Here is a 25,711-nt window from a genome sequence, read left to right as displayed (position 1 = left end):
GAAGGCGAAATGCCGGTTGGCAAATAAAGCTGGCGGTGAAGGGGAAAACAAAACGCCGGCTTGAAAGCCGGCGTGTTTGCGTTTGCGTGAAGCTATCAGCTCTGCGGCGGGCGCTTTTTCTTGTCAGAAAGCAGCGAGACCAGAGCAATGCCTGCAAGCGGCAGGGCGGCGGCGAGTATGGGCCGTTTGAGGATGGCAGGCACGGTCGCGATTGCTGCCGCTGCTACCATCGCTGATTTGTCCGCCTCCATTTTCTGCTTGCGCTTTTTGGCCTCGGACGCAGCCTGAATTTTCAGGACTGCGAGAATGAGAAGCGCCGCGATCAGCGACAATGCAGCCAGAATGAGAGCCGCCAGCGGCCCGCCATAGTTCTGCGCCAGTGCCAGAAAGGCGGCGACGCAGAAAAAGGTGATCGCGATGATTGCGAAGACGGCGATGGCCGCACCGAAAATCGCTGCACGTTTCGTTTGACCCGCGACGAATTTCAGTTCTTCGCCTGCCATCGCAGACAATAGGGGCATGAGAGCTTTCAGCATGATCCGCCTCAGCGGCGCGAGAGCAGGGCCAGCAAATAGCCGACGCCGAGTGCAGTGGCGAGTGCGGCAATCGGGCGTTCGCGCACCGTTGCCGTCAGCTGGGCTTCAACATCCTGCGCCTTGTTGCGCAAATCGTCGATGGCGTCCTCGCCCTGAATATAAGCGCTCTTGTAGGTTTCCTTCGCGCTGCGTTTTGCGTCGCGGACGGTCTGCGAACCGAGATTGGCAAGTGTTGCCGCAATGGCAGCGATATCTTCCTTCAGCTGCTCGACCTGGGCCTGCAGGTCTTCCGTGCTGGCATCGGTCAGCGCTTCCTCGATCTTTTCTTCGATCTTGCTCGTTTTCGCAGATGCACGCGCCATATCAGCTCTCCTGTTCAGTCTCTGGTTATCGTTTGGATAACGTGCGGCTGGCTTAATGGTTGCATGCCAAGCCATCAGCGGCAACAAGACCGGCCGGTTGTTGCAAGTCATGGTAAATGGCGGGGTAAATGGCGGGAAAGTGCGGAAGCACTACAGATAATGCCTCCGCAAATATCGTGAAGCCTTACTCCGCTTCGCCATGAAGGATCGTGCCTTCCGGGTCCTTCTTGTAGGCTTCGTCCGAATAGGCGGACTGTGCCTGCAGCTGTTCCTTGGTGAACTGCGTGAAGACGTTCAGCTTGTCGTCCTTGCCGGTCGCAACGTCGAGATTGGCGATGGAAACGGCCACCGGCTTGGAATTGATGCCAAGGAAACCGCCCACGTCGACAACGAATGCCTCTGTCTGCCCGTCGGCGGTCATCAGGACATCGCCGACCGTTCCGATCTTCGTTTCATCCGCACCGAAAACCGTGGCTCCGATGAGCTTGTCCGCACTTAGTCCCTCGGAGGGAACCGGCTTCATGCCATCAGGCATGATCCTGTCCGCCTTCTGCGTGGTAATGGTCTTTTCGGCGGCTGGCGGTTCGGCGCGCGGTACGCCATCTGCTTCGAAAGCTGCGCTGCGGTCGAATGCCGGTGCCTTTTCGAGCTGCTCCTTGGTGGCATCCACGATCAGCCAGCGCTTGCCGTCTTCGCGAACCACCCATGACACGTGATCGAAGCCGATTGCGACGTTCTTCTCCCCGACACCGAGAAAGCCGCCGACCCCGATCACCACCGCTTGCGGACTGCCATCGGCACCGAGGATCATGTCATTGACCGTCCCGATATTCGCGGCATCGTTGGATGGGCCGTTATAAACCGCCTGTCCGATGAAGCCCGACACCAGAAGCTGGCCGGGGGATGCCACGAAATATCCGTTCTCGCTGGCAATCGGCTTTTCCTGTTTCTCGTCGGAGAAGATCGGTGAACCACCCTGCGCGAAGGCGGGCAAGGCAATCAGCGCGGCAAGAGCCGTCGAGGCGAGAAGTCTTTTCATGGAAACTCCTGTCGGTAATTAAGGCAAACCGAAGGCGAGAGGCAATCTCACCGTCTACAGGAGAAAAAACGAGGGGAAACGGTTTCCGTTCCGCTCAAAATCTGTGTTATTCAAACGTCAAAATTGTGAAACCCGCGTCTTTTCAGTGGCAAAAATGGGGCAAACAACGCTTTTGAGTTGAAAATTTCTGGCTCAAGCAAGCATCAGGCCAGCATCAGGTAAGCAGCACCGGCCAGCATGATAAAGGCCAGTCCCACATGTGATGGCTTCAGCGAACGCTGTTGTACCGGCAGCGGATCATCATTTCCTGCCATGGCAGTACGGGCCGCATGTTCAAGTGTCTGGATATCCTTGAGCATCATAGGCATGTCCTCCGGATTCCGGCTTGGCCGGAATTGCATTTCCTCCCGAGCACCGGGAATTTGTTCTTAAATCCAATCCTCAAGCGCTGCGGTTAACCATATCAGGTCTGATTTGGCACGAATGTGCAACTGGCAAAAAGCCGAGAGACGAAAAATGTTCGCTAATCCTTGGATTGCAAGACGAAAATGCCCTTAAATTGAAAACATGACTTGCGCCATCATGTTATTGGGAGTTAAGAAGAGGCCCAACAAGCGGCGCGACGGCCTGCATGAGGGTTTAGTCATGTGCTCGCGGATTTGAACAATCAAAAGGCGATCAAAATGACTGGTTTCTGGCGAAAAGGCTTCATGGCTGCGGCGATGGGCATCGGCTTGCTGGGTGCGGCTTCTGCATTGGCCCAGGACGTAACCCCATCGACGAATGCCCCGGCCGCCCCCGCCGCAGAGGCGCCTTCCAGTTCTGCACCAGCCAATACAGCGCCTGTCGCTGCTCCGGCGCCTGCGAACGAACCGGGAGCGTCTGCCCCGGCCGCAACCACACCGGCTACGGCACCTTCGCCTGAATTGATCCAGTCCCAGACAGCTGCGCCTGCTGCTGCACCTGTCGAAAGCGAGAACGGTTTGATCCTCCCGCACGATCTTTCGCCATGGGGCATGTTCATGGCTGCCGACTGGGTCGTGAAGGCCGTGATGATTGGTCTCGCGATCGCTTCGCTTGCCACATGGACGGTCTGGGTCGCCAAGACGCTTGAACTGGCCGGTGCGCGCCGCCGTGCTACCAAGGCATTGAAAGTTATCGGTCATTCGGCAACGCTTGCCGAAGCAGTCCATGCGTTGGACGGTGCAAAGGGACCGGGTGCAGTTTTGGTCCGTGCTGCAGAAGATGAGGTGCGCTTGTCGGGTCCTGCGCTGGCGCGCGCCGGTGGCGAAGGCCTCAAGGAGCGTGTTTCCTCGCGCCTGTCGCGTATCGAGGCCAAGGCCGGACGCCGTCTTTCCAAGGGTACTGGCATTCTTGCGACCATCGGTTCGGTTGCGCCGTTTGTCGGTCTGTTCGGCACGGTCTGGGGCATCATGAATTCGTTCATCAATATCAGCCAGGCGCAGACGACGAACCTCGCCGTCGTGGCGCCGGGTATTGCCGAAGCCTTGCTTGCAACCGCCATCGGTCTCGTCGCAGCTATCCCTGCTGTGGTTATCTACAATGTGTTCGCCCGTTCCATCACCGGCTACCGGTCGCTGCTGGCCGATGCTTCGGCAGGGGTCGAGCGCCTTGTCAGCCGCGATCTCGATTTCAGAACGGCCGGTGTGCGTGAAGGCACGCTGCACGCAGCGGAGTAGGCACCATGCTGGTAAAGTTCGCGAAGGCGGCGGTGACGATCTCGAGCTGAACCACGAGATCAATGTGACGCCATTCATCGACGTCATGTTGGTTCTGCTCATCATTTTCATGGTGGCAGCGCCTCTGGCGACTGTGGATGTGAAGGTGGATCTGCCTGCCTCGACGGCAGCGCCTGCACCCCGTCCCGACAAGCCGCTTTATGTGACCCTGAAGGACGATCTCAGCATCAGTGTCGGCAATGACACCGTTGCCCGCGAGCGCCTTGGTGTGGCGCTGGACGGTCTGTCCGAAAAAAACAAGGAAGCGCGTATCTTCCTGCGCGCCGACAAGAATGTCGGCTATGGCGAATTGATGCGTGTGATGAATCTTCTGCGGGAAGCCGGTTATCTGAAGATTGCACTGGTCGGTCTTGAAACCGTCGGTGCGGATCAGAGCGGAGCCGCACCTGCCAGTGTGCCTGCGCAACCGGCCCCCACCTCGCAAACTCCCGCAGCGCAGGGAGCAGCGCAATGAACGCACTTCCGCCCGACCATCCTCCTGTAAAGGTGGCTTCGGCTGACACTCATCATCATTCCTTTTGGCATGATGCGGGGCGCTGGCTCGGTGCGGGTATTCTCGTTCTGACCGTTCATGCTGCCGGTGCCTATGCCATCCATATGGCGCAGGAGCAGGATCAGCCTGACGGTTCGCAGGTTGCCGCCATGGTGGTGGAACTTGCGCCGGAGCCGGAAGCGCCGATGGAAGAACAGGTTGCGGAAGAAGCCCAGCCGGAAACGGCTGAAGCACCGCAGGAACAGGCAGAGCCGGAACCGGCCCCGCAGCCAGAACCGGTGCAGGAAGAACCGACACCACCTGAACCGGAAGAGGTGAAACCGCCCGAGCCTGAGCCGGAACCACAGGCCGTTCAGGAACCGGAAGAAGTCATTCCGGATGTGGTCGAGGCAGAAAAGCCCGAAGTGGCTGTTCCGTTGCCGGTCGAAAAGCCGGAAGTGAAACCGGAACCCAAGCCGGAGCCGAAGCCAGAACCGAAAAAGGTTGAGAAGCCGAAACCGGAAAAGCCGAAGCAACCCAAGGTCGAGAAGCCCAAGCCCAAGAAGGCCGAGAAGGCGCCAGAAACCCGTCAGGCTGCTGCGCCGCGCATGGATGCAGATGCGGGCGAGAAGGCTGCTGCGAATCGTCGTGGCGAGAATTCTGCGTCGGCGGGCGTCGCCTCCAACAAATGGCAGGCAAAGATGAATGCGCATATGGCGCGTAACACGCGTTTCATGCAGCGCAAGGCACGCAACGCCAAAGGACGCGTGGTCATCAACTTTGTGATTGATCCGTCTGGCAACGTGCTTTCGGTCAAGCTGGCCGGTTCGTCCGGTAATTCGGAGGTTGATCAGCTTGCACTTGAAGCAGCGCGTCGAGCTTCGCCTGTGCCTGCCCCGCCGGCAGCCATTGCCAAGGCGCGTATGCCAATCACCTTGCCGCTGCTGTTCAAGTAAGCAATGCAGAATGTGTTATCTGAAAGGCCGGTCTGAAAATCAGATCGGCCTTTGTTTTGTCCATGGCAAACTATGGATCGCATTGCCTTTGCCGCCCCACGGTCCTATCGATGGGACATGATGCATCCAGACCAACTTCATATTGATGCCGACCTCGTGCGTGTGCTGATCGCCGACCAGTTCCCACAATATGGTCGCGAGAAGGTGGAGAAGCTGGAGACGACGGGTACGGTCAACGCAATTTTCCGCGTCGGATCGAATATCGCTGCAAGATTTCCCCTACAGGCAACGAACCCGGCTGAATATGCAAAGATATTGCGGAACGAAGCTGCTGCCATGGCGGAATTTGCACAACATTCGCCCGTACCGGCGCCTCAGCCAATGGGCATCGGCCACCCCGCTCGCAACTATCCCATGCCCTGGATGATGCAGAGCTGGATTGAAGGGGATGTTGCCACGCCTGATGGGCTTTCCACTTCCAACAATTTTGCGCTGGATACTGCAAATCTCATTGCTTCACTTCGTCTGACTGATACCAAAGGCCGTTCTTTTTCAGGAACTGGCAGAGGCGGCGATCTGACGGATCATGATGAGTGGATCGAGACCTGTTTCAGGAACAGCGAAGACCTGCTGGATGTAGCGCGCCTTCGCTGGAAATGGGAGCAACTGCGCGCATTGCCATCCAGTGGTGCTGACGTAATGAGCCATTGCGATCTCATTCCGGGAAACCTCCTTGCGCGCGACGGACATTTGGTCGGTGTGCTCGATAACGGTGGCTTCGGACCCGCCGATCCGGCGCTGGACCTTGTCGCAGCCTGGCATCTTTTCGATAGGGAGCGACGCAATATTCTGCGCAGGCATCTTCAATCTGGTGATTTCGAATGGAAACGCGGCGCGGCCTGGGCGTTTCAACAGGCGATGGGGCTGGTCTGGTATTATCGTGTCAGCAATCCGGCCATGAGCATGCTCGGACGAAGCACGCTCTCCCGCATTCTTGATGATTCGGAAATTTGACCGCCCTCATTGAATCAACCCGAAGATCGGGCCGTAACCGCCGTGCCACGAGACATCATTCCGTCCAGCGCTGGAACGTAGATGCCTGCACCGCCGCCGCCATCCAGAAACAGGGCATTGGGGCATTGGAGATGGTCTCGAAACAATTTTGCGAAATCGTGGAAATTGACCGCGTCTTCGCTGACCGCGAATCGGATCGCGCCGCCACTGCAAATGCCGACACCGCTGCGCCGGGTCTTGTCGGTTGAGCCGACGATGAAAATCGGATTGATCCGGTTGCGGATAACCAGCATCGGCCCGGACTGGGTGGCCAGTTGCGGCTTGATCTTTTGTTTCAGAAAACGGCCTGTCGGCAGGATTTCGGCACCCTTGTCGCCGAGGTAGAAGATGCCGTTCGGCTTCTTGTAAAAGTTCGGTACGGCCCGGACCCACGAACAGGTGTCGTCTTGCTTGCCGGGCGAAGCTCACGGCCATTTTCGACGTAGAGACCCATCGGCGAAAAATCAGGCTGATACATTCCGGCATTGAGCGCGAAAACCAGTGTCTCACCGCGGCTTGCGGCAGCGTCGGCTATTTTCGAAAAATTGCGATAGGGCTCATCGTCGGAATTTTTCCAGAACAGATGCAAGCCTGTGCCGTCCGCCTTTGCATCGCAGATGATGTAGTTTGTACTTTCAAAGGTTTGGCGGTTGCAGGTCTCCGTGCGGCTGGGCTGCGTCAGTGCAGCTATAGCAGCAAGCGCTATGGCTGCGACGGAGAGGCCTCGCTTCAGGAGAATCATCGCTGCACTGCCTCCCAATCAGTGTTTTTCTATTCAGAAGACAGTGCCACAGCCGGGAGCAGGCGGGAAGCCTTGCGCGCAGGCAGGAAACCGAAGATCAGGCCAGTGGCGAAAGCACAGGCGAAGGCCAGCAGGACGGGTCCCAAGCTGTAGCCGACTGAGAGCCCGGCCCAGCCTGCGACGGCAGCAGCGCCCAGTCCGATCACGACGCCAAATGCACCGCCAATTGCCGAGACGGTCAGCGCTTCGGTAATGAACTGCAGCAGAATATCGCGCCGTCTTGCGCCGGTCGCCATCCGCACGCCGATCTCGCGGGTGCGCTCCGTCACGCTTACCAGCATGATGTTCATGACGCCGATGCCGCCGACCAGAAGCGAGATTGCTGCGACCGATCCCAGAAACAGCGTCATCGTATTGCCCATCGCCGTCGCATCCTCGCGGATGGAGGACATGTTGGTTATCATCGTGTCCTGCTTCTTGTGGCGCTGGTCGAGCAGGTCCTGAATCTGTTCCTGCGTCGTGTTGATGAGGTCGGAATCCTTCACCTGCACTGTGATGGTGCGCACGTATTTCTGGCCGAACAGCCGCAGATTGCCGGTGGAAAGCGGCACGATCACCACGTCGTCCTGATCCGAGCCGCCAAAGCCTGCACCCTTTGGCTCCAGGGTTCCGATCACCTGAAATGGAATTTTCTGGATCAGGATATACTGCCCGATGGGATTACTGCCGTCGGGGAACAGGGTGTTGACGACCGTTTTACCCAGCACTGCGACCGGCGCATAGTTGTCCAGATCGCTCTGGCTGATGAAGTCGCCGGTGGCAACCTTCCACGATTTGGCTTCGGAAAAGGCAGGGACAGTGCCGTTTGCCTGTGACTGATAGTCGACATTGCCACGCCGCAGCGTCACGGTGCCGGTGACTTCGGGGACCGCGGTTCTGATGTTCGGCAGTTCCAGAATGGCAGTGGCATCTTCGGGAACCAGTGTCGCTATCGAGCCTGTTCCCCGGAAGCCCGCCATGGACGGACGTACCAGAATGAGATCGGTGCCCATCGCATTGATGCGGTCGAGAATCGAGTTTTGCGCACCGGTGCCGATGGCGAGCATCGTCACCACGGAACTGACGCCGATGATAATGCCGAGGAGGGTAAGGATCGTCCGGAAGATGTTGGCCCGCAAGGCGCGCATCGCCATCTTCACCGCTTCCGAAATATCGGCGATGCGGGCGGAACTGCCTTCAAGGCTCTCCCGCAACCGGAACGGCGCCTGCGTATCGGGAATAGCTCGTTTTACCGTATCCGAAAGGATCTGGCCGTCGCGGATTTCGATCAGCCGGTCGGCGCGTTCGGCCACTTCGCGGGCATGTGTGATGACGATGACGGTATGACCCTGCGCGTGCATGGAGCGCAGCAGTTCCATCACATCTTCGCCGCTCTGGCTGTCGAGTGCGCCTGTCGGCTCGTCGGCAAGAATGATGCGCCCGCCATTCATGAGTGCACGGGCGATGGAAACGCGCTGCTGCTGGCCGCCGGAAAGCTGGTTCGGGCGATGATCGAGGCGGTCACCGAGTTTCAGCGAGTTGAGCAGTTCGGCGGCACGCGCATGGCGCTCCGATGCGGGCAGGCCTGCATAGATCGCGGGCACTTCGACGTTTTCCTGCGCGGTCGAGGTCGAGATGAGGTTGTAGCTCTGGAAGACGAAGCCAAAGGTTCGGCGACGCAATGCTGCCAGCGCATCGGCATCCAGTGTCGAGACGTCTTCGCCGTCGAGCAGATATTGTCCGCCGCTCGGGCTGTCGAGACAGCCCAGAATGTTCATCAGCGTCGATTTACCGGAGCCCGACGCGCCCATGATCGCGACGAACTCTCCAGCCTGAATATCGAGCGTGATGCCGTGCAACACCTCAACAGCAAGGTCGCCATTGTGATAGGTCTTGCGGATATCATCCAGTCTGATGAGGGGCGTGTCAGTTACGGGATTTTCGTTCATGAGACGGCTCATCAGAACAGGCGCATGCCGGGCCTGCGACCACGCTGTCCTGCGGCGGCTTCAGCTCCGCTGGACGCGCTGGTGACGACGACCTTGTCACCTTCCTCGAGGCCGCTCTTGATCTCGGTCTGCACGCGATTGCGTACGCCGATCTGAACCTGACGTTCGGTGATCGAGCCGTTGTCGCTCACGACCTTGACCGAAATCTGCGGCTTGCCTCTCTGGTTCTGGGGGCCTTCGCGCTTGTAGTTCAGCGCCGACGAGGGGACGATCAACACGTCCTTCGCCTCATCGAGAATGAAATAGACCTGTGTGCTCATGTTGATCATCAGCTCGCCGGTCGGGTTCGGAACGTCGAACAGTGCATAATAGAGCACGACATTGTTCTCGGTCGCAGGCGTCGGCTTGATCTGGCGCAGCGTGCCGGTAAAGCGCTTCTCCGGCTGGCCAAGCAGGGTGAAATAGACCGGCATTCCGGGTTTCAGCCTGCCGATATCGGCTTCCGAAACCTGCGCTTCCACCGTCATGACCTTGAGATCGGCCACGGTAACAATGGTCGGCGCGCTCTGCACGGCATTCAGCGTTTCGCCTTCCTTGGCGGCCTGATCGACGACCGTGCCTTCCATGGGGCTGTAAATCTTGGTGTAGCCGAGATCGACCTTGTCGCTGGCAAGTTGGGCTTCCTGCTGGCGGATTTGCGCGCCGAGCGCCTTCACATCCGCATCGGCCATGGCGAGGTCGGCATCAGCCTGATCGACGGTGGATTGCGATACGCCGCGTGTGGCCAGAAGCGAGCGCTGGCGTGCCGCATTGGCCTTTTTCAGGGTAAGCTGAGCTTGCTTGCTGAGAAGCTGTGCCTTGAGATTGTCGAGCTGGGCGCTTGATATCTCCACCTTCTTCTCAAAGGGCGATGGATCGATTTCGGCGATAAGCTCGCCCTGCTTGACCTGATCGCCGACTTCGACTTTCACGCTTTTGAGCTGGCCCGAAACCTGCGCACCGACATTGATGCTGCGCAGCGCGCTGAGTGTGCCGACAGCGGTAATCGCGTTTTCGATATCGCCGCGCGTGACCGTTTCGGCGAGATAGCTCGTTTTCTGGCCTCCAGCTTCACCAGAGCCGTAAAAATACCAGCCCGCGCCGGCCACGATTGCCGCGACGGGAAGCCAGAGCCACCAGCGGCGCGCCTTGCTGCGCGCGCGCTTCTGCGAAGGTGCTGTTCGCTGCCCGGTTTTGGAAGAATCGGAAGATGTAAGCACCGTCAAACCCTCTAACTTTCAGAACCTCCGATCTCCGGAGATTTATCAATATGTCCCGCCAATTCTCTGTCGCATACAACCAAAGCGAGACAATACTTGCCCACTATGGATTGCTAACGGGATATCTATGCTTCTCCGCTCAGGATTTCATCTTAATTATTTGTCATGCAATAATTGTTGGTGACACAAAGGGATGGATGCCTCTGGTTCCTTCCGGTCATGGTGCGAAAGCAAGCGATGAAGAGAACCAAGTTGGCACCAATATACAACTTGCAGTTATTCTTTTGGAAGTCGCAAAGTAAAACAGGATTCTTAAAGTAATTAAGTGTTCTTAAATTATCTCCTGATTAAATAAGATCGGGAAATCACATCTGAAAGTAGATGGAAGAATTTAAAACGTGACCTGTCCGCAAAGGCGGATGGTCGGCGCATGCATGATGCATGTTGCTTCGAATTGACATGGGAATAAGGTTTCAATGCTCTTTGACGGGAGGGCAAATGGCTTACCTTATTATGGGGCGAAAAAGGTTTTTATTCATATCGGACAGGTTTTCAAACCTGCATCGAAGAATACCTTCATTGTTATTTTTCAAGCGAAATAAAAGCGGCACGGCAGCGGTCGAATTCGCAATATTGGCGCCGGTTTTTCTTCTGATCCTGATGGGTATGATCGCCTTCGGCCTTTATCTGGGCGTGGCGAATGCCGTCCAGCAGCTTGCGGCAGATGCCACGCGGACGGCGCTGGCGGGTATCGATCCCCCGGAGCGGTTGACGCTGGCGACAACCTACATCCAGAAAAACGCGGCAAAATATTCACTGATCGATCCAGCCAAGATGCAGGTGAGTGTCGACAATGCCCAGTCCGATCCGAACCAGTTCACGGTGACGATCCGCTACAATGCGCAAAACCTGCCGATCTGGAACCTGATGACGGGGCTGCCGCTTCCAGACACGACCATTACAAGGGCATCGACGATAAGGCTTGGCGGAATCTGACACAGGGTGGGGGTATTCGATATGCGGGGTCTGGTATCGCGTTTCCTGCGTGCGCGGGGCGGCAATCTGGCGACAATGGCGGCGCTGGTATCCCCCATATTTCTGGCGGTGGCGGCTTTCAGCGTGGACACAAGTTCGCTGTTTCTGGAGCGGCGCCAGCTGCAGAGCATGGCGGATTTTGCCGCCGTTGCCGGTGCGGCTTCCCTTTCGCAAGCTAATGATGCGGTACTGCGGCAATTACGGGCGAACGGTCTTGATCCGGTGCTGATGACCGGCGCTTACGATCCGTCCGTCGTCAACGGAAAGACCGACAACAAGACGCGTGTCTGGGTGGAGAAGGGCAATTATTTCCCCGATAAAAGTCGTGCGGTTGAGAAGCGTTTTGTCGCCGGCGGCACCAGTCCCGATGCGGTTCGCGTCCGGCTGGCGCGTCCGGGCAATCTCTATTTCGGACAGGCATTCATCAATCGGCCCGCACTTGGCGCGACCGGCATGGCGGCGACAAAGGCGGAGGCGGCATTTTCGATCGGTTCGCGACTGTTGAGCCTGAATACCGATCAGAGTGTGTTGAACGGACTTCTCGGTGGCTTGTTGGGGACCACCCTCAATCTGAAGCTTGTTGATTACAATGCACTCGCGGCAACCGATATCAATCTGCTCGGCTTTCTGGACAAGCTGGCTCCAAAGGTGGGATTGACGGCCGGGACCTATAACCAGCTGCTAAACACGGATGTTTCAGTCGGGATGCTGGCAAGCGTTATGGCGGAGGTCACAACGAGTAATCCAGCAGCAAAGGCTGCTCTGACCCTTCTCGGGAAGAACGCCGGTGCGCTTAACACGAAGCTACCGGTTGGAAAATTGCTAGGCCTTGGATCAATAGCCGACGCATCGCTCGGATCATCTAATAACTACAATATCACCGCTAACGTGCTGCAGATGATAACCGCAGCGGCAATGTTGGGGGGAAACAATCAAATCAAGCTTGGTCCTGGGCTAAGCTTGCCTGGTGTGCTTACGCTTAAACTGGACATTGCCGTTGGAGAGCCAGCACAAAAGACCCCGTTCTTCACTGTTGGAGGGGTAGGTGCTTTGGTCCGCACTGCACAGATACGCCTGCTTCTGGAACTTGAGGTCGGCAATAACGGTATTGTTTCCTATCTGGCCAATGTTCACGTGCCGATCTTTATTGACGTGGCGAGCGGTGAAGCCGAACTCAAAAGTATAAGCTGCCCGCAGGGACCCGGAAGTGCCACGGTAAAACTTGGTGTTAAACCGGGCGTGGCCGGTGTCTATCTTGGCGATACCGATATCGATTTGATGAAGAATTTCAGCAAAACGCCGACCGTCAAGAAGACGGCGATCGCCGTAGTGAAATTGGGACCTCTGGACATAGCCGAGCTTCGCGGACGTGTTGAATTGCCGCTTGGCAATCCTAAGCAGGAAATTGTGACCTTTACTCCTGCCGATATTGCCGCCAAACGGATCAAAACCGTGGGGACCAACCAGCTCGTGGGGTCGCTTTTTGTCGGGCTGGTAAAGGGGCTTGATCTCGAGGTCGTTTTGATAGGATTGCTGCCTTTGCCTCTGCCCTTGAGTGGGCTTACCCAGCTCCTAGGCACCTTGCTAACGCCTTTGGGCCCGGTGGTGGATGGCCTGCTTTTCGGGGTGCTGGATATGCTCGGGGTCAAGATTGGACAAGCCGACGTTCAGGTTACTGGCGTACTTTGCCAGCGCGCGGCTCTGACGCAATAAGAAATCGGCAATAAAAAAGCCCGGCTGAGCCGGGCTTTTTCGTGCGATTTGTCCGTTTATGCCGTGCCGGTCGAACCGAAGCCGCCAGCGCCGCGCGCCGTCTCGGTTACTTGGGCGCGCTCTTCAATCTTCGGCTGGACGACTGGTGCGAAAACAGCCTGTGCAATACGCATACCGCGTTCGATGCGGAAATCGTCATCGCCCAGATTGATGAGAAGAACCTTCACCTCGCCACGATAATCGGAATCGATGGTGCCGGGCGTATTGAGGCAGGTGATGCCGTTCTTGAAGGCAAGGCCCGAGCGCGGACGAATCTGCACTTCAAAACCTTCGGGAATTTCGAAGATCAGCCCTGTCGGCACCAGCGTGCGACGTCCCGGCAGGAGAACGATCTGGCGATCTTCGGCAACGGCTGCCCGCAGGTCCATGCCAGCCGAACCCGTTGTCTCATAGGCCGGGAGTTCGAGGCCTTTCGCATGTTCGAGGCGGATGATGCCGAGCGTTGGCGCTTGTGCGGATGCTACGGTCATGAGGGGGCCTTTCTTGCGGAACATTGTTTCATCGCGCATCTTGTCTGAAACCGTTTCACACTTTTCAGGATGCGCTCTAAATTGGCGACGCTCATACGTGAAAACCAATGAAAGGTGTACCGTCTATTTGCTGTTTTGCAATGATAGTGCGGCACAGGATCATGCTTTTACACGATGAGTTGCCCTCCGCGAGGGATTTAATCCCGCTCCAACGGCACGGCGGTCGTTTCCTTGATCTCTTCCATGACGAATGAAGCCGAAACATCTGACAGGGGAACGCTGGCAATCAGTCGCTGATAAAGCCGGTCATAGGCCTTGACGTCGGAAACACGCGCCTTCAGCACGTAGTCCAGATCGCCGGTCATGCGATAAACTCCGACGATCTCCGGAAAGCGCCCCATGGCACCGCGAAATTTCGTCAGCCAGTCGGGATCGTGGCTCGACGTGCGTACGAGAATGAAGACGGACAGGCCGCAACCGGCCATCTCGGCATCGACCAAAGCGACGCGCGCCTTGATGATCCCCTCATCCTCCATGCGCTTGACCCGGCGCCAGCAGGCATTGCGCGATAAGTGTACCCGCTCGGAGAGAGAATCAACGGACAGGGTGCCATCGATTTGCAGCTGATCCAGGATTCTTCGATCAATTTCGTCCAGTGATGGTTTCATGATGGGATGATTGTCCCAATAGATAGTAATTATCAAGGATATTTTGAGATTTCATCTCAGATGCATTTGCTAGAATGATTTTCCAGAAAGGCGCGATATGCGCCGTATAACGGGAACAACTTACTCATTGACGGGAGTATTTCCAATGACCACTCGCATCACGCGCCTCTTCACCGAACACCCTCAGTCGGTTGACGAGACCTATTTCGAACATATGGCCTTTGCCGGACGTTTTTCGTTCAAGCTTTTTTGTGCGGCCTTTGCGGCACTGATCCATGCAATTTTGCCATTTTTGTTCGAGAAGACGGCGAGCACAATCGTTCGCCAGCTTTATGAGCGGACGCATAACCGGGGCCGGTAAGTACCGGATCGCAAATGTGTCGTTGGGCCGCCTATCTCGGACCTGAAACCTATCTGGAAGACATCATATCGTCTCCCTGCCATTCGCTCGTGGCGCAAAGCCACGATGCGCATGAAGCCAAAACACGTACCAATGGCGACGGCTTCGGCGTTGCCTGGTATGGCAATCGCGATGAACCGGGCCTTTATCGGGATATTCTGCCCGCATGGTCCGACCAGAATCTTCGCAGCCTTGCGCGGCAAATTCAGTCGCGCCTTTTCCTTGCGCATGTGCGGGCCTCGACCGGCGGGCTGACCAGCCGTTCCAACTGCCATCCCTTCGTTTCCGGACGCTGGAGCTTCATGCATAACGGCCAGATCGGTCATTTCGACCGGCTGCGTCGCAGGCTGGAAAGCCATCTGAGCGACGACGTCTATGGCCAGAAGCATGGCGCAACCGATTCGGAACTGATCTTCCTGCTGATGCTGGAATTCGGCCTCGACACTGATCCAGTGCTGGCCATGAAGCGCATGGTGGCAACGGTTGTCGAGGAAGCAGTTCGCGGCGGTGTGCCGCCATTTCTGCGGCTGACTGCGGCGTTTTCCGACGGGAATCAGCTTTACGCGATCCGCTATGCCACCGATGCTTTCGCGCCGACGCTTTATACCGCGACACTTGGCGGATCGTCCGGCATATGCGTGGTGTCGGAGCCGCTGGACGGTGAAGCCGCCAACTGGATGGCGGTGCCGGCAAACAGTTTTGTCACCGTTTCCCGGCAAGGCCGCATTGCGATCGAGACTTTCGAAGAACCGATTTCCCGACCGCAGGATGCTGTGACGGTTTAGGCGTTCCCGATCAATATACCTGCCGCCAGCACGAGGCCACCGCCCAGAACCACTTGAAGCACAGAGCGGAGGAACGGTGTTTCCATATAGCGGTTCTGGATGAAGGCGATGGCCCAGAGTTCGAAGAAGACCAGAATCGCTGCGATGCTTGTGGCGGTCCAGAAATCCTTGATCAGATAGGGCAGGGTATGGCCAAGGCCGCCCAGCGTCGTCATGATGCCGCAGGACAGGCCGCGCTTGATCGGCGAGCCTCGGCCCGAGAGCTTGCCGTCATCGTGGATGGCTTCGGTGAAGCCCATCGAAATACCGGCACCGACCGAGGCGGACAGGCCGACCAGAAAGGTCTGCCAGGTATCCTGAGTCGCAAAGGCGGCGGCGAAGATCGGGGCAAGCGTTGAAACCGATCCGTCCATCAGGCCAGCAAGCCCGGGTTGGACATAGGTGAGGATGAACTGCTTGCGCTCGGCGGCGCGCTCCTCATCCTGCACATCGTCCGGCGTCAGTGTGTGTTCCAGTGACTCGGCCTTGGCTTCATGCTGCTTTTCCTGCTGGGCAAGGTCGCCCAGCAATTTGCGGGTGTCTGCATCGCTGACGCGCTTGGCCGCCTCGACATAGAATCGATAGGCCTGTTCCTCCATTTCCGATGCAGCTTCACGCACCTTGTCGATGCCAAGCGGACGCACCAGCCAGTCCGGCTTGCGATCGTAATAGCCGCTGACATGCTCGCGGCGGATCAGCGGAATCCGGTCGCCAAAGCGGGCTTTGTGGCGTTCGATCAGCGCATCGCGATGTCCGTGTTCTTCTGCCGCCATCTGTTCGAAGATTTTCGCCGATTGCGGAAACTCGTCACGCAAGCCGTCGGCATAGGCGAGATAGATGCGTGCATCGTCCTCTTCGGAAGATATGGCAAGCGCCAGAATTTCCTGTTCGGAAAGCGAATCGAAAGGGCGACGGTCGTTGCGGAAGAATCGGCTGAGCATTTCGGGAATCCAAAGTTTAGAATAGTTCTAAAATAGGCTTCGACATCTGGAAGTCAAGCCTTGCAGTGCATGCACAATTGGCGCATTAAAACCCACCCGAAAAGATCGGCCCCACTGCGTAAACCACCAGAAAAGAATCGAATCGATGGCATCGACGAATCTCCACGCAAGCAACAGTCCCCGTCCGCTTAACCGGCAGGATTTCCGCACGCTCGGCCTTTCGGCCCTTGGCGGTGCGCTGGAGTTTTATGATTTCATCATTTTCGTGTTCTTTGCGAGCGTCATCGGCCATCTGTTTTTTCCACCTGATATGCCCGACTGGCTGGTGCTGATCCAGACGTTCGGTATTTTCGCAGCCGGTTATCTGGTGCGGCCCATCGGTGGCATTGTACTGGCGCATTTCGGTGACAAGTTCGGCCGCAAGCGCGTCTTCGCCTTCTCGGTGTTTCTGATGTCGATCTCGACACTGGCCATGGCCTGCCTGCCGACCTATGCAACGCTGGGCGTTGGCGCGCCGATCCTGCTGATCGTCTTCCGCATGTTGCAGGGTGCCGCCATTGGCGGTGAAGTTCCGGGCGCATGGACCTTCGTGGCCGAGCATGTGCCTGCCAATCGTGTCGGCATGGCGTGCGGTTTCCTGTGCTCTGGCCTCACGCTTGGCATCATGATCGGCTCGCTTATTGCGACCGCCATCAACTGGATTTTCACGCCGGAAGAACTGGCGGCTTATGCATGGCGCATTCCGTTTTTCATTGGCGGTATCTTCGGCCTGTTTGCCGTTTATCTGCGCCGCTGGCTGGCTGAAACGCCGATCTTCACCGAGATGAAGAACAGCCATCTGCTCAAGGATAAGCTGCCGCTCGGCACTGTTCTGCGCAACCACATGCATGGCGTTATCATTTCGGTGCTGCTGACATGGATATTGTCGGCAGGCATCGTGGTCACCACGCTGATGACCGCAACTTTCCTGCAGAAACTTTATGGCTACACGCCTTTGCAGTCGCTTGCTGCCACAAGCTTCGGCACACTGTTCCTGATGTTTGGAACTGTGAGCGCAGGTGCGATTGTCGATCGCATTGGCAGCGGGCGCTTCTTTGCTGTTGCAGGCATTTTCTTCGGTGTTGCGACTTTCGTGTTCTACACCTATGCGGCGGTTTCCCTGCCGGTCCTGTTTGCACTTTACGCGGTGATGGGGCTTTCGGTCGGCATGGTTGGTGCAGTGCCTTATGTGATGGTACGCGCATTCCCGGCGCCGGTTCGCTTCTCGGGTCTGTCGTTTTCCTACAATGTTTCCTATGCGGTCTTTGGTGGTCTGACGCCGGTGATCGTGACGTCGCTTCTGGCGGTCAATCCGATGGCACACGCCTGGTATCTGGTGTTCATCGCTGCCCTGACCTGTGGCCTTGGTCTTTACCTGATGGCTCGCAGCGATCAGGTCGAAGGCGAAATCGGTCTGACGGAGCTGTCAGTCGGAAATGCCGTTCCACAGCCGAACTGATAAAAATGGCCGCGAAAGCGGCCCTTTTTCAATCAGAGTATCTTCTGCATGAAGGTAAGATCGAGCCAGCGTCCGAATTTCTGGCCGACCTGTTTCAGCGTGCCGCAATCCTCAAAGCCCTGCGATTTATGCAGCGCGATGGAAGCGGCATTGCCCGCTTCGATACCGGCAATCAGTACATGCACCTTTCGCTCGCGTGCTTCTTCCACAAGCTCGGTCAGGAGGGCGCGTCCGATGCCGCCGCCGCGTGCATCGCTTGCCACATAGATCGAAAGTTCGGAGGAATGGCGGAAACCCTCGAACGGGCGAAACGGGCCATAGCTCGCATAGCCGACGACCTGTCCCTCACGCTCGGCAACCAGCACCGGAAAGCCATCGCGATTACGGGCTTTGAGCCATTCACGACGGTTTTCCAGATCGACGAGCGTTTCATTCCAGATGGCGAGCGTGTTCTCTACCGCATCATTATAGATGGCGAGCAGGGCAGGGAGATCGGTTTCCGTCGCATGGCGGATGAGGAGGGTCATTTCAGAACCTTATTGAACAAGAAAACGGCGGGATTTCTCCCGCCGTCTTCGATCATTTGCAAGTGAAAAGAATCACCCTTGAGCTTTCAGTTCCAAACGGCGGCGATGCAGGACTGGTTCGGTGTAGCCGTTCGGCTGCTCGCGGCCCTTGAAGACCAGATCGCATGCGGCCTGGAAGGCAATCGACTTGTCGAAGTCAGCGGCCATCGGGCGATAGAGGGCATCGCCTTCGTTCTGCTTGTCGACGACGGCTGCCATGCGCTTCATGGTTTCCATCACTTGGGCTTCCGAAACGACGCCATGATAGAGCCAGTTGGCGATGTGCTGTGCGGAGATGCGCAGCGTTGCGCGGTCTTCCATCAGGCCGACATTGTTGATGTCCGGAACCTTCGAGCAGCCAACGCCCTGATCGACCCAGCGTACGACGTAACCCAGAATGCCCTGCGCGTTATTGTCGATTTCGTGCTGGATGTCTTCCGGCGTCCAGTTCGGGCGGGTTGCAACCGGCACCGACAGAATGTCGTCGAGCTTGGCGCGCGGACGGCTCTTCAGCTTTGCCTGAACGGCAGCAACATCCACCTGATGATAGTGGGTCGCGTGGAGGGTGGCAGCCGTCGGCGACGGCACCCATGCGGTATTCGCTCCGGCCTTCGGATGGGCGATTTTCTGTTCCAGCATGGCTGCCATCAGGTCCGGCATGGCCCACATGCCCTTGCCAATCTGCGCATGGCCGGAAAGGCCGCATTCGAGACCGATATCGACATTCCACTGTTCATAAGCGCCGATCCAGGCAGCCTGCTTCATATCGCCCTTGCGGATCATCGGGCCAGCTTCCATCGAGGTATGGATTTCGTCGCCGGTGCGATCAAGGAAGCCGGTATTGATGAAGACGACGCGTTCCTTGGCGGCGCGGATCGCTTCCTTGAGGTTAACCGTGGTGCGGCGTTCCTCATCCATGATGCCGATTTTGAGCGTGTTCGGCTTCATGCCAAGAAGCTCTTCGGTGCGGGTGAAGATTTCATTGGCGAATGCCACTTCTTCCGGCCCGTGCATCTTTGGCTTGACGATATAGACCGAACCTTCGCGCGAATTCATGTGGCGACCATTGGGGCCGATATCGTGCAGCGCGATCAGGCTGGTGAAGGCTGCATCCATGATACCTTCCGGCACTTCATGGCCGTCGGCATCAATGATCGCCGGGTTGGTCATGAGATGGCCGACATTGCGCACCAGCATCAGGGAGCGGCCCTTGAGCGACAGCGTGGAACCGTCCGCAGCCTTGTAGCTGCGGTCGCCATTGAGGCGGCGGGTCATCTGCTTGCCGTTCTTCTCGAACGTGTCTTCCAGCTTGCCGTTCATCAGGCCGAGCCAGTTGCGATAAACCGCAACCTTGTCTTCGGCATCGACGGCAGCAATCGAATCTTCGCAATCCTGAATCGTGCTGACGGCAGATTCCAGAACCACATCGGCAATATGGGCCGGATCGGTCTTGCCGATCGGATGGTCCGCATTGACGACGATGTCGACATGCATGTTGTTCTTGGCCAGCAGTACATTGGTCGGGGCGGCTGCGTCGCCATTATAACCCTTGAACTGGTTGGCATCCTTCAGCGCCGTTGCCGAACCGTCGGTCAGCTTGATTTCAAGTTTGCCGTCCTTGACGGCGAGACCGGCGACATTGGCCCAGTTGCCGGTGGCAAGCGGTGCGCTTTCATCGAGGAAGTTTTTCGCCCAGGCGATGACCTTTTCGCCACGCTTCGGATTGTAGCCCTTGCCCTTTTCCGCGCCGTCGGCATCGGAAATCGCGTCGGTGCCGTAGAGCGCATCATAGAGCGAACCCCAGCGCGCATTAGCGGCGTTGAGCGCGTAGCGGGCATTCATCACCGGAACGACAAGCTGCGGGCCAGCGATATGGGTGATTTCCGGATCGACATTGGTGGTCGAAACCGAGAACTCTCCGCCTTCCGGCAGGAGATAGTCAATATCCTTCAGGAACTGCTGGTAATCGGCCTGGCTGTAGCCCTTGTCGCGGTTCTGCTTGTACCAGGCATCGATCTTGGCCTGCAGGTCGTCACGCTTGGCAAGGAGGGCGCGGTTCTTCGGTGCGAGATCGCGGATGATGGCGGCAAAGCCCTTCCAGAACTTTTCCGGCTCCACACCGGTTCCGGGAGCAGCTTCCTTGGCCAGAAATTCCACCAGTTCAGGGGCAACGCGCAAGCCTTCTATCTCAACGTAATTACCGGCTTTCTGAGAAACCATGGCTATGCCTCCTTCAAAATAAACAAATCTACCGCCGGCACTCTTCAGTGCCAGCTATCATGTTGCCTTTGAACCGCTTTGGTGTGCTTTCGTCAATCGGTGCGTGGGCACATCATCTGTGACGCTGCGGCGAAAATAGCTTTTATAGGGACAACTTGGCGCGAATATCGTCGGGCGTAAAGCCTTGTTCGCGCAATGATGCGAGCGCTGTATCCTGGCGGCTTTTCGACAGTTTCATCCCGTCGTCGCCCAGCACCAGATCGTGATGGTGATAAAGAGGCTCGGGCAGGCCGAGCAGCTTCTGCAGCAGCCGGTGCACGGATGTCGCGTGAAACAGATCGTGCCCGCGCACAACGTGGGTGATGCCCTGCAAGGCATCGTCCACGACAACGGAGAGGTGATAGCTGGTTGGCGTGTCCTTGCGGGCAATCACCACGTCGCCCCATTGCGCTGGATCGGCGTTCACGCGTCCGGTCTCGCCATCCGGCCCCGCGCCGCTTTCGTTCCAGAACAATGATTCACCTGCGGCGACAAGCGCCCCAAGCGCTTTCTCCATATTGAGCCGCCAGGCATAGGACATGCCCGAGGCGATACGCTCCATTTGTTCCTTTTCGGTCAGATCGCGCTCGCTTTGCGGATAGAGCGGTGTTCCATCCGGGTCGGAAGGCCAGTCCTTGCCCTTGGCGAAAGCTTCGCCGATCCGCTCGCGAACTTCGCCCCGGCTGAGGAAGGCCGGATAGACAAGGCCCTTGTCGGCAAGTTTGGTCAGGGCGTTGCGATATTCGCCGAAATGTTCCGACTGGCGGCGCACAGGGGTTTCCCATGTCAGGCCAAGCCAGCGGAGATCGTCGTAAATGCCTTGTTCCAGCGCAGGCGTACAGCGTGCTGTGTCGATATCTTCCATGCGCAGCAGGAAGCGCCCGTTGCTCTTTTTGGCCATATCTGCGTTCAGAAGAGCGGAATAGGCATGGCCAAGGTGAAGCTGGCCATTGGGACTCGGAGCAAAGCGGAACACAGGTGCGGTCATGGTGTTTTCAATGTCAGTTGCCGGTGTCAGTTGAATGTCATCTGATTCCATTGGTACGTTGTGCGCCGAGAGAATGAAAGGCTGTGCGATGCGGCGGATCGATACATTGAGCGATATTGAGGCGGGGCTGGAGGCTCTGGTTCTCGCTGATATTCGGCTGGCCGATATTCGCAGCCGGTCCCATGCGGTGCCGCTGCGCCGGTCCGAACCCGGATTTGAAAGCCTGGCATCCATCATTGTCGCACAACAGGTTTCGACGGCCAGTGCCGCCGCGATCTGGGCCCGGCTGAAACAGGCCATCGATCCGCTGACGCCCGAAACCTACATTGCGGGCGGAGAGGAGGCTTGGCGTTTTGCTGGTCTCTCGCGTCCCAAGCAGAGAACGCTGTTTGCCTTGAGTGAAGCTTTGGCAGAAGGGGCAATCGACCTGCATGGGCTTTGCGATCTGCCTGCCGAAGAGGCGATCGCGGCACTGACGGCCATCAAGGGCATCGGCCCGTGGACGGCGGAGGTCTATCTTCTGTTTGCTGCCGGTCATCCAGACGTGTTTCCGGCGGGTGATGTGGCGTTGCAGACGGCTGTTGGCCACGCCTTTGCCCATGAGATCCGGCCCGATGCTGTTGCCCTTCGCAAGCTGGCGGAAGACTGGGCGCCATGGCGCGGCGTGGCAGCGCGATTGTTCTGGGCTTATTATGCGGCGATCAAGGGACGTGAAGCGGCGCCACTTTTATAGATGCTGCTGTAAAACTTGCGTGTTTCCCGAAGCATAAATGCGTTTCCGCTTCACAATCCTGTCACGTCGGGCTTACATTATCCGCATCGGCTGATGACGGAATTTCGATTCGCGGAAGCTTGATTTTCTGCTGATTGCAGTCCCGTCCTTAGAGCGCCGTGCGCCCTATGGGGCGCACAAAGGTGCTCTAATTATTTGAGAATACGCATCGGGCTTTTCAAAAATCGATTTCGATTTTTGGACCGATGCGTGGAAGGTTGGAGCGTCGTTGTTGCGCCCAAATGGACGCGCGGCGCTTCGATGAAAGCGCAATTCCGCATGGAGAGCCATTTCGCCCTTTTTCGGAGTTGCTCTGAAGGAGGTGCGCCCTTGACTGTTGCCGTCTCGCCCAGAACCGTCTCGACCAGTGGCTTGCCCGCGCTGGTTCTGAACGCTGATTACCGTCCGCTCAGCTATTATCCCCTGTCGCTCTGGTCTTGGCAGGATGCGATCAAGGCGGTGTTTCTCGAACGCGTGAACATTGTGGCGGAATACGATCACATCGTTTCCTCACCATCGTTCTCCATGCGCGTTCCGAGCGTGATTTGCCTGAAGGATTATGTGAAGCCGCCGCGCTATCCTGCGTTCACGCGCTTCAACGTCTTTTGCGTGATCGTTTCGAGTGCCAGTATTGCGGCTCGCCGCATGACCTGACTTTCGATCACGTTACCCCGCGTTGCCATGGCGGCGAGACGACGTGGGAAAATGTGGTCGCCGCCTGTTCACCATGCAATCTGCGCAAGGGCGGCATGATGCCTGCCGTCGCGCATATGTGGCCGCGCCAGAAGCCAGCCATGCCGACTGTGCAGGACCTGCACAATAACGGCCGCCTTTTCCCACCCAACCATCTGCACGATAGCTGGCTCGATTTTCTGTACTGGGATGTCGAACTGGAGCCCTAATCCCTATAGTTTCCCGCTTTTACTTCCCACTTTTCGCAAAAGCGCCGTAGTAGCCGATAGCTGCAAAGAGCAGGCTTGCGACGACGTTCCATCCGGCAAAGGACAGGCCGAGGAAGTGGCCCGGCGCGCTGTCGCATGCGGGCGGACGCGTCGAATTGAGGTCGCTCAGGAGATTGCCTGCATCCAGCGTGACTTTCATTGTCGCGGCACTGCAATCAATCGGTCCCGGCCAGTATTTCAGTTCAACGCCGGTATGATAGATGGCAAGCGCCAGCCCGAAGGTCATCAAGAGTGCGCTGATCAGGATAAGACCGCGCGTCAGGATCGGGGGCCATTTCAGGCCGTAGGAGACCCAAGCTGCAGCCAGAACCGGAACGCCGATATAGTAAGGCGTGCGCTGTTCGAGACAGAGCTTGCAGGGCATGAAGCCAGCCAGATGCTCGAAGCCCAGTGCCGTGCCGACAGTAGCGGCAAGACCGATGGTCATGATGCCTGCGGTCCATGCCTGTGTTTTGCCGACCGGATTATTGAGTGCAAACGCCATATGGGATTCCCTGAAAAGGCTCTCTTATTCTTAAGGCAAACTGCTTGCTTGTCTCCAAGCAATTTATTTTGACCGAGTTTGGGCGAACCGCTCAGGCGTGAAGATATTTCACAGCAAAAAAGAGCGCGATCAGGACGACAGCCACGAGACTTGCGATCAGGCCAAGGCGCTTTTCGATGAAATCGCGGATTGGTTCGCCATAACGGCGCAGCAGCCAGGCGAGGAAATAGAAACGCGCACCGCGCGCAACGATGGCCGATGCGATGAAGAGCCAGATATTGATGCCAGCTGCACCGGACAGGATCGTCACCACCTTGATCGGCGGCAGATGTGCAAGGCCGGAGGTGATCAGCATCAATAGAATGGTGTCGGCGCTGGTTGTACCGCGCAATTGCTCGAATGTGTCGAGCTTGCCGTACATCTCGAGTACCGGTTTGGCGATCTGCTCATAGGCATGATAGCCGAGATACCAGCCCGCAATGCCGCCAAGGACGGAAGCCACTGTTGCGATGAAGGCATAACGCCAGGCGCGTTCGGGGCGGGCAAGCGCCATGGGCAGAAACAGGACGTCGGCGGGGACAAGAAAGACCGAGCTTTCTACAAAGGCGATGATGGCGAGCCACCATTCGGCGGATTTTCTTGCGGCAAGCGAAATCGTCCAGTCGTAAAGGCGGCGCAGCATATATTTTCCGGATTATCTTTGGCGGAAGCCATATTAGTAGTTGCACCGTCTATAAATAAAAAAGATGGCGCGAACAATGCGCGCCATCTTTTTTGACACTGCTTTCCAGGGAACGGTATGGAAAACAGCGGTTTTTAACGCTTGTAGGCGCTGCAGATATATTTGGTCTCGAGATATTCCTCGATGCCGTATTTGGAGCCTTCACGACCGAGGCCTGACTGCTTCACGCCGCCAAAGGGCGCGACTTCGTTGGAAATGAGCCCGGTATTGTGACCAACCATGCCGTATTCCAGTCCTTCGCTGACGCGGATCGCGCGGCTGAAATTCTCCGTATAGAAATAAGCCGCCAGACCGAAGATCGTATCATTGGCCATGGCGATGACTTCTTCTTCCGTGTCGAAGGCGAAGAGGGGGGCCAGCGGGCCGAAAGTTTCTTCCTTGGCTACGATCATGTCAGGCGTTACGCCCGTCAGCACGCCTGGTTCGAAGAACAGGCCGCCCAGTTCTTTACCGCCGGTGATGAGCTTCGCGCCCTTGGATACGGCATCGTCAATATGTGCCTTGACCTTGGTGATGGCCTTCGGTTCGATCATTGGGCCGATGACGACGCCTGGTTCTGTGCCATTGCCGACCTTGAGTTCCTTGACCTTGGCCGCGAGCTTCTCAGCGAACTTGTCGTAGATCCCGCGCTGCACATAGATGCGGTTGGCGCAGACACAGGTCTGGCCCGCATTGCGGTATTTGGAAATCATGGCACCGTCGACGGCGGCGTCCAGATCAGCATCGTGAACACGATGAACGGCGCATTGCCGCCAAGTTCCAGCGAGATGCGCTTGATGGTCGGGGCGCATTGCGCCATCAGCAGGCGTCCGACTTCCGTCGAGCCGGTGAAGGAGAGCTTGCGCACAATATCATTGCTTGTCAGTTCGGCACCAATTTCACGCGCCTTGCCGGTAACGATCTGGAGAACGCCAGCCGGAATGCCTGCCTTTTCGGCAAGAACGCCAAGCGCCAGTGCCGTCAGCGGCGTGAGGTCGGCGGGGCGCACGATCATGGTGCAACCGGCCGCAAGGGCAGGGGCTGCCTTGCGGGTAATCATCGCTGCCGGGAAGTTCCATGGCGTGATTGCAGCGGTGACGCCGACCGGCTGGCGGATGACCGTCAGGCGCTGTCCCGCCTGCGGGGCAGGGATAGTGTCTCCATAGACGCGCTTTGCCTCTTC

25 protein-coding genes and 3 pseudogenes (1 of these 28 running past the window's edge) are annotated in these 25,711 nt (G+C 57.4%); 12 read left to right on the top strand and 16 right to left on the bottom strand.

The window, feature by feature from the left end:
• Nucleotides 1-95: 95 nt before the first annotated feature.
• The 4 genes from LJ361_RS20400 to LJ361_RS20385 form a co-directional block, all read right to left on the bottom strand.
• Nucleotides 96-536 (bottom strand): hypothetical protein, encoded by a 441-nt coding sequence (locus tag LJ361_RS20400; RefSeq protein WP_010661343.1) that lies wholly within the window; start codon nucleotides 534-536, stop codon nucleotides 96-98.
• 8 nt (nucleotides 537-544) lie between these two features.
• Nucleotides 545-898, bottom strand: a complete 354-nt coding sequence (locus LJ361_RS20395; RefSeq protein ID WP_010661342.1) for a DUF883 family protein — start codon at nucleotides 896-898, stop codon at nucleotides 545-547.
• A gap of 184 nt (nucleotides 899-1,082) precedes the next feature.
• Entirely contained in the window at nucleotides 1,083-1,937 is an 855-nt protein-coding gene (locus tag LJ361_RS20390) for a PRC-barrel domain-containing protein (RefSeq protein WP_010661341.1), read from the bottom strand.
• A 203-nt stretch (nucleotides 1,938-2,140) separates the two neighbouring features.
• Nucleotides 2,141-2,299, bottom strand: coding sequence for a hypothetical protein (locus LJ361_RS20385; protein ID WP_010661340.1), 159 nt, complete (start codon nucleotides 2,297-2,299; stop codon nucleotides 2,141-2,143).
• A 321-nt stretch (nucleotides 2,300-2,620) separates the two neighbouring features.
• Here LJ361_RS20385 and exbB point away from each other — a divergent pair, with 321 nt between their 5' ends.
• The 4 genes from exbB (at nucleotide 2,621) to LJ361_RS20365 (ending at nucleotide 6,139) form a co-directional block, all read left to right on the top strand.
• Nucleotides 2,621-3,637 (top strand): tonB-system energizer ExbB, encoded by a 1,017-nt coding sequence (gene exbB / locus LJ361_RS20380; protein ID WP_012091362.1) that lies wholly within the window; start codon nucleotides 2,621-2,623, stop codon nucleotides 3,635-3,637.
• Entirely contained in the window at nucleotides 3,609-4,151 is a 543-nt protein-coding gene (exbD, locus tag LJ361_RS20375) for a TonB system transport protein ExbD (RefSeq protein ID WP_264812189.1), read from the top strand. Before exbB ends, exbD begins: the two co-directional genes overlap by 29 nt.
• Nucleotides 4,148-5,125 (top strand): energy transducer TonB, encoded by a 978-nt coding sequence (locus LJ361_RS20370; RefSeq protein ID WP_010661337.1) that lies wholly within the window; start codon nucleotides 4,148-4,150, stop codon nucleotides 5,123-5,125. Before exbD ends, LJ361_RS20370 begins: the two co-directional genes overlap by 4 nt.
• 117 nt (nucleotides 5,126-5,242) lie before the next feature.
• Nucleotides 5,243-6,139 (top strand): aminoglycoside phosphotransferase family protein, encoded by an 897-nt coding sequence (locus tag LJ361_RS20365; protein WP_029376265.1) that lies wholly within the window; start codon nucleotides 5,243-5,245, stop codon nucleotides 6,137-6,139.
• A 6-nt stretch (nucleotides 6,140-6,145) separates the two neighbouring features.
• Here the strand turns inward: LJ361_RS20365 and LJ361_RS20360 are convergent.
• The 3 genes and pseudogenes from LJ361_RS20360 to LJ361_RS20350 form a co-directional block, all read right to left on the bottom strand.
• Nucleotides 6,146-6,920 (bottom strand): annotated as a pseudogene (locus LJ361_RS20360) (phosphodiester glycosidase family protein).
• A 29-nt stretch (nucleotides 6,921-6,949) separates the two neighbouring features.
• On the bottom strand, nucleotides 6,950-8,920 hold the full coding sequence (locus tag LJ361_RS20355; protein ID WP_264812188.1) for a MacB family efflux pump subunit: 1,971 nt from the start codon (nucleotides 8,918-8,920) through the stop codon (nucleotides 6,950-6,952).
• Entirely contained in the window at nucleotides 8,920-10,167 is a 1,248-nt protein-coding gene (locus tag LJ361_RS20350; RefSeq protein ID WP_010661333.1) for an efflux RND transporter periplasmic adaptor subunit, read from the bottom strand. Before LJ361_RS20350 ends, LJ361_RS20355 begins: the two co-directional genes overlap by 1 nt.
• Nucleotides 10,168-10,217: 50 nt before the next feature.
• On the opposite strand from LJ361_RS20350, the gene LJ361_RS20345 reads away from it, so the two are divergent.
• From LJ361_RS20345 to LJ361_RS20335, 3 genes are all read left to right on the top strand, one after another.
• Entirely contained in the window at nucleotides 10,218-10,469 is a 252-nt protein-coding gene (locus tag LJ361_RS20345; protein WP_010661332.1) for a hypothetical protein, read from the top strand.
• Nucleotides 10,470-10,746: 277 nt separating this feature from the next.
• The gene (locus tag LJ361_RS20340; protein WP_010661331.1) at nucleotides 10,747-11,163 is read left to right on the top strand and encodes a TadE/TadG family type IV pilus assembly protein; all 417 of its coding nucleotides are present in this window, start codon (nucleotides 10,747-10,749) and stop codon (nucleotides 11,161-11,163) included.
• A 21-nt stretch (nucleotides 11,164-11,184) separates the two neighbouring features.
• Nucleotides 11,185-12,915 (top strand): TadG family pilus assembly protein, encoded by a 1,731-nt coding sequence (locus LJ361_RS20335; RefSeq protein ID WP_010661330.1) that lies wholly within the window; start codon nucleotides 11,185-11,187, stop codon nucleotides 12,913-12,915.
• 56 nt (nucleotides 12,916-12,971) lie between these two features.
• On the opposite strand, the gene dut is transcribed toward LJ361_RS20335, so the two are convergent.
• Entirely contained in the window at nucleotides 12,972-13,445 is a 474-nt protein-coding gene (gene dut, locus LJ361_RS20330; RefSeq protein WP_010661329.1) for a dUTP diphosphatase, read from the bottom strand.
• A 197-nt stretch (nucleotides 13,446-13,642) separates the two neighbouring features.
• Nucleotides 13,643-14,113 (bottom strand): Lrp/AsnC family transcriptional regulator, encoded by a 471-nt coding sequence (locus LJ361_RS20325; RefSeq protein WP_010661328.1) that lies wholly within the window; start codon nucleotides 14,111-14,113, stop codon nucleotides 13,643-13,645.
• A gap of 145 nt (nucleotides 14,114-14,258) precedes the next feature.
• Here LJ361_RS20325 and LJ361_RS20320 point away from each other — a divergent pair, with 145 nt between their 5' ends.
• On the top strand, nucleotides 14,259-14,474 hold the full coding sequence (locus tag LJ361_RS20320; protein WP_006473246.1) for a DUF6356 family protein: 216 nt from the start codon (nucleotides 14,259-14,261) through the stop codon (nucleotides 14,472-14,474).
• Nucleotides 14,475-14,488: 14 nt separating this feature from the next.
• Entirely contained in the window at nucleotides 14,489-15,298 is an 810-nt protein-coding gene (locus LJ361_RS20315) for a class II glutamine amidotransferase (protein ID WP_010661327.1), read from the top strand.
• On the opposite strand, the gene mbfA is transcribed toward LJ361_RS20315, so the two are convergent.
• Complete coding sequence (gene mbfA / locus LJ361_RS20310; RefSeq protein WP_010661326.1) at nucleotides 15,295-16,278, bottom strand: iron exporter MbfA; 984 nt, start codon at nucleotides 16,276-16,278, stop codon at nucleotides 15,295-15,297. The genes LJ361_RS20315 and mbfA overlap by 4 nt on opposite strands.
• A gap of 145 nt (nucleotides 16,279-16,423) precedes the next feature.
• On the opposite strand from mbfA, the gene LJ361_RS20305 reads away from it, so the two are divergent.
• On the top strand, nucleotides 16,424-17,776 hold the full coding sequence (locus LJ361_RS20305) for an MFS transporter (RefSeq protein ID WP_010661325.1): 1,353 nt from the start codon (nucleotides 16,424-16,426) through the stop codon (nucleotides 17,774-17,776).
• Nucleotides 17,777-17,808: 32 nt separating this feature from the next.
• Here the strand turns inward: LJ361_RS20305 and LJ361_RS20300 are convergent, their stop codons facing one another.
• The 3 genes from LJ361_RS20300 to gluQRS form a co-directional block, all read right to left on the bottom strand.
• Complete coding sequence (locus tag LJ361_RS20300) at nucleotides 17,809-18,303, bottom strand: GNAT family N-acetyltransferase (protein WP_010661324.1); 495 nt, start codon at nucleotides 18,301-18,303, stop codon at nucleotides 17,809-17,811.
• 72 nt (nucleotides 18,304-18,375) lie between these two features.
• Nucleotides 18,376-20,562: a malate synthase G gene (locus LJ361_RS20295; protein WP_010661323.1), complete on the bottom strand. Its 2,187-nt coding sequence runs from the start codon at nucleotides 20,560-20,562 to the stop codon at nucleotides 18,376-18,378.
• A 142-nt stretch (nucleotides 20,563-20,704) separates the two neighbouring features.
• Nucleotides 20,705-21,589 (bottom strand): tRNA glutamyl-Q(34) synthetase GluQRS, encoded by an 885-nt coding sequence (gene gluQRS, locus LJ361_RS20290; protein WP_010661322.1) that lies wholly within the window; start codon nucleotides 21,587-21,589, stop codon nucleotides 20,705-20,707.
• A gap of 88 nt (nucleotides 21,590-21,677) precedes the next feature.
• On the opposite strand from gluQRS, the gene LJ361_RS20285 reads away from it, so the two are divergent.
• Nucleotides 21,678-22,322 (top strand): DNA-3-methyladenine glycosylase family protein, encoded by a 645-nt coding sequence (locus LJ361_RS20285; RefSeq protein ID WP_029376263.1) that lies wholly within the window; start codon nucleotides 21,678-21,680, stop codon nucleotides 22,320-22,322.
• 369 nt (nucleotides 22,323-22,691) lie between these two features.
• A pseudogene (locus tag LJ361_RS20280) lies at nucleotides 22,692-23,263 on the top strand (HNH endonuclease).
• 19 nt (nucleotides 23,264-23,282) lie between these two features.
• Here the strand turns inward: LJ361_RS20280 and LJ361_RS20275 are convergent.
• From LJ361_RS20275 to LJ361_RS20265, 3 genes and pseudogenes are all read right to left on the bottom strand, one after another.
• Nucleotides 23,283-23,807: a disulfide bond formation protein B gene (locus LJ361_RS20275; protein WP_010661319.1), complete on the bottom strand. Its 525-nt coding sequence runs from the start codon at nucleotides 23,805-23,807 to the stop codon at nucleotides 23,283-23,285.
• 91 nt (nucleotides 23,808-23,898) lie between these two features.
• The gene (locus LJ361_RS20270; RefSeq protein WP_010661318.1) at nucleotides 23,899-24,489 is read right to left on the bottom strand and encodes a YqaA family protein; all 591 of its coding nucleotides are present in this window, start codon (nucleotides 24,487-24,489) and stop codon (nucleotides 23,899-23,901) included.
• 134 nt (nucleotides 24,490-24,623) lie between these two features.
• Nucleotides 24,624-25,711, bottom strand: a pseudogene (locus LJ361_RS20265) (NAD-dependent succinate-semialdehyde dehydrogenase) (it continues 363 nt past the right edge of the window).

It is taken from the genome of Brucella sp. JSBI001 (assembly GCF_026014005.1).
In the GTDB taxonomy this organism is placed as follows: domain Bacteria; phylum Pseudomonadota; class Alphaproteobacteria; order Rhizobiales; family Rhizobiaceae; genus Brucella; species Brucella anthropi.
Note: the sequence above shows the minus strand (reverse complement) of the source record. Positions and strands in the feature narration are given on the sequence as shown.